The following is a 3296-nucleotide window of genomic DNA, read 5'->3' as shown; positions in this document are numbered from 1 at the left end:
ACCGGTTAGTCAGCCGACAATGCCTGCTTTTGCCGGCGATGACCTCGCCACGCTCTATTTCACCAGCGCATCGGATAAAATGAGCGCGGAGGCAAAGGCAAGAGAGCCACAGGCAGGTGGGGTGTTTCGTCTCGACCCGGGTTGCCGCGGTGTCGCGCGGCCCTTTCTGGTACGCTGATCATTGTGATATGCGGATCCGATGGCTGCGAAGACAGGGAGCATTAGCAGGCTCGCCCCCCCGTCTGTGACGAAGCGGTCGTGCCGTGCAGCCGCACATTCGCCGTGTCACGCAGCCATTTGCGGACTTCTATGTTGGCTGTTGCCGCATCAACCTTTACGCCGAGCGGACGCAACCGGCTGTCCAGCGGCACCCAGAAGCTGTGACGTAAGTATCGAATGAAACGTTCGACCTTACCTTTGGTCTGTGCTCGGTACGGGCGGCACAGCCGGGGCAGAAAGCAACCAATTACAGCGTGCGACAAAGAGGCATTGGAACCCGCTGCGTAAGAATTCGTCGAAACATGCGCCAAATTATTGAAAGCCTTCCTCGTTCGCGCTCCCCTCGGTTGCTTTTGGGCTGCCGCCCGGACCTGAACATATGTGTAGGTCGATCGCCTTGAGCAGCCGGTAGGGCATTGGCGTAGTTTGCACGCCAGCCCATGTGCGAGATTGTGTCGCCGGTTCGTTACGCTTGCCGGCATCGACTGAATGCACGTGATCGGGAAGCGGCTGTTGTAGTTGACAGGCGAAATGTACTCGGCTCGGCAATTTTATTTCGTTCATGGGTTAAAGCCCTAAAATTCTCCTTGGGTGTCATGGATCCGCTCCGTACACTTGGGACGGAGCCGTTGGTATTGTTTGAACTGCCGACAAGCACGACCAGACAGGCACTGGCCACCTAAAATTCGAGCGAGACAATCGCGATCGGCTACGCAGCGGTGGGGTAAGTGTCCGACCGAGCCGCATCCAGGCAAACTTCCACCGCCTCGCGCAGCGAACAGGCATAAAGGTCCGCGCCGAGCGCCACCCGTAAACGGTCATCTGTCAGAATCGCCTGCTCCGTGGGCCACAATCCGACCAACAAGCGAGCCGCAGGGAGACGCCCCCGCAGACGACGGAGCAGGTAGCGCAGATGAGACGGCGTACCGGTGATCTCCAGGTAGCAAAGACACACCATCACCACACCCTCACCGTCCAGTGTGCCGACATGCGTACGCGATGTCACTTCGTGCTTCAAGACACGGGCGCGGAGGCCGTTCTTGTGCAGCAACTGAGCTAGCATGCTGGCCGCCGCCTCGTCCAACGGCCCACGACCGGCGACGCAGAGCACGGGCGCCTTTGTACGCCACGCTAACGGCAACGCATCCTCCGCGATCCTGCCTGGGGCAGGATGCCGTGGCACAGCCTGCTCGCTACGCGAGGGCGCTGTCGGCGCGCTATCGGCCACCTCCGTTGTTTCGGGATCCTGGTCGTCATACTCATCCAGATCGTCGATCAAGTCCTGCATCGAAGTCTTGATTCGTTCCAATTGAGCTTCGGTCAGCACCCCCCGAGCAGCATCGTTGGCGGCAAGTTGTAGGCCTTTCAGAGCAACCTCATCGTAATAGGACGACAGCGGACGGTCGCGCAGTAGTACCTCTGCTTGGCCGCGAGCCTCGTCCGGATCGCCCGCCAGCATACGCTGATAGAAGCTCTCAACGGGCGTCAGAGCGGGCCGGTCCCCCAAGATCACGTCTAGAAACTCCAGCCGCTCGACATGCCGGCCCAGAACGACCAAGCATAACGTCAGCGGCGTGGAGAGGATCAGGCCAATCGGTCCCCAAAGCCAGGTCCAGAACGTCGCTGACACCACAACGGAGAACGGCGACAAACCGGTACTGTGGCCATACAGAAGCGGCTCGACAACCTGGCCCATGATCACCTCGGTGATCAAGTAGAGCCCGGCGGTCCACAACGTCATCGACCAGTCAGGACTGACGGCGGCGGCCAGTGCCAGCGGCAAGACGGCAGCGAGGGCAGCACCGACATAGGGCACGAAGCGAAGCAGCAGCCCTATAATCCCCCACAAGAGTGGCGATGGCACGCCGATCAGGAACAAGCCGGTTCCCGTTATCAGGCCGAATGCCGCGTTGATTCCAAGCTGGGTCAGGAAGTAACGCGACAATCGACGCGCTGCGTCGTTCATCGCAACGGTGGTACGATGCAAATCAGAGGACCCAAACAGGCGAATCAGGCGATCGCGCAGATCCTCGCGCTGCAACAACACGAAAATCGCGACGATCAATACGATCGCCGTGGTGGACAAGGGGTCGACAATCGGGGAGAGGATCCGTTCCGCAAGTTGAAATTGGGTTGGGTCTGGCTGGTGAACCTCCACCTGGACAAGCTTCTGCTCGGCCGGGTTCTTGGCTTCGTGGGGTTGGGCCGCCGGTTCAAACTGTGGTCCGAAGCGGCCCGTCACGAACTTCATCCGAGTGGACGCGAAGGTCTGGACGGATTCGAGTTTAGCGCGCACCGTACTGGCATATTGCGGCACGTCCTGCATTAATCCCGCCAATTGGGCGCCGATCAAACCGCCCATCGCCAATATGATGCTAAGTGCGAGCAAGACAGCGACGATAATCGACAGCACGCGACCCAGATGGATACGGCGCAGCAGATTGACGATGGGTGCCAGCAGAAAGGACAGTAGCACTGCCAGGGTGATCGGGATCAGAACGGTGCGGCCGAGATACAGGCCAGCTACCACCACCACGGCAACGGCCAGCGTCAACAGGCCCCTAAGGCCAGGCGTTTCCGCCGGCGCCACCACAGTCGGGCGCCGGCTGTCTGTCACTTCATCATCGGCCATCGGCTCCGCCCGGTACATAACGAAGTGTTAATGCCACAAGTGCTCTATTCGTTCTGATCACTTTCTTATCAAGCTCAGCCGATCATTAAACGGGAAACCCGCCGCGCCTGAACTGCGATCTCGAGCGATGACTTATGCGAATGGGTGGCGAAGGCCCGTAGCGCCTTTTCCACGCGATTGCTCTCGCAGGGAACTCCGAAGCTGCTGGCCCGTGATGAGTCTGGCCGCACCCAACGAGGCCACAACAACGCCTGTTGGCAGGACAGCGAAGGGAGCCGGCTCGACTGGAGGTTGAGGGCAAGGGTCAGGGCACATCCGCTTCATGCCAAAGATCACGATGCTTCGTCGCCACAACGCCCATCCTGCTCCGCAGTCGGTTTATGACCGACGATTACAACGACGAACTCGGCGTTAAGGATGTTACTCGGGTCAACGTCAACGTCAG

Annotated in this window: 1 protein-coding gene and 1 pseudogene; both read right to left on the bottom strand. The window is 59.7% G+C overall.

Translation table 11 applies throughout. From position 1 onward, the window contains the following. Positions 1-257: 257 nt before the first annotated feature. Positions 258-458 (bottom strand): annotated as a pseudogene (locus tag VGG64_20990) (IS21 family transposase). A 470-nt stretch (positions 459-928) separates the two neighbouring features. Continuing rightward, a complete protein-coding gene (locus tag VGG64_20985; protein ID HEY1602092.1) occupies positions 929-2851 on the bottom strand; it encodes an AI-2E family transporter in 1923 nt (640 codons plus the stop codon). Between the last annotated feature and the right edge of the window lie 445 nt (positions 2852-3296).

It is taken from the genome of Pirellulales bacterium (genome assembly GCA_036490175.1).
In the GTDB taxonomy this organism is placed as follows: Bacteria; Planctomycetota; Planctomycetia; order Pirellulales; family JACPPG01; genus JACPPG01.
This window is presented reverse-complemented; position numbering and strand designations above follow the sequence as displayed.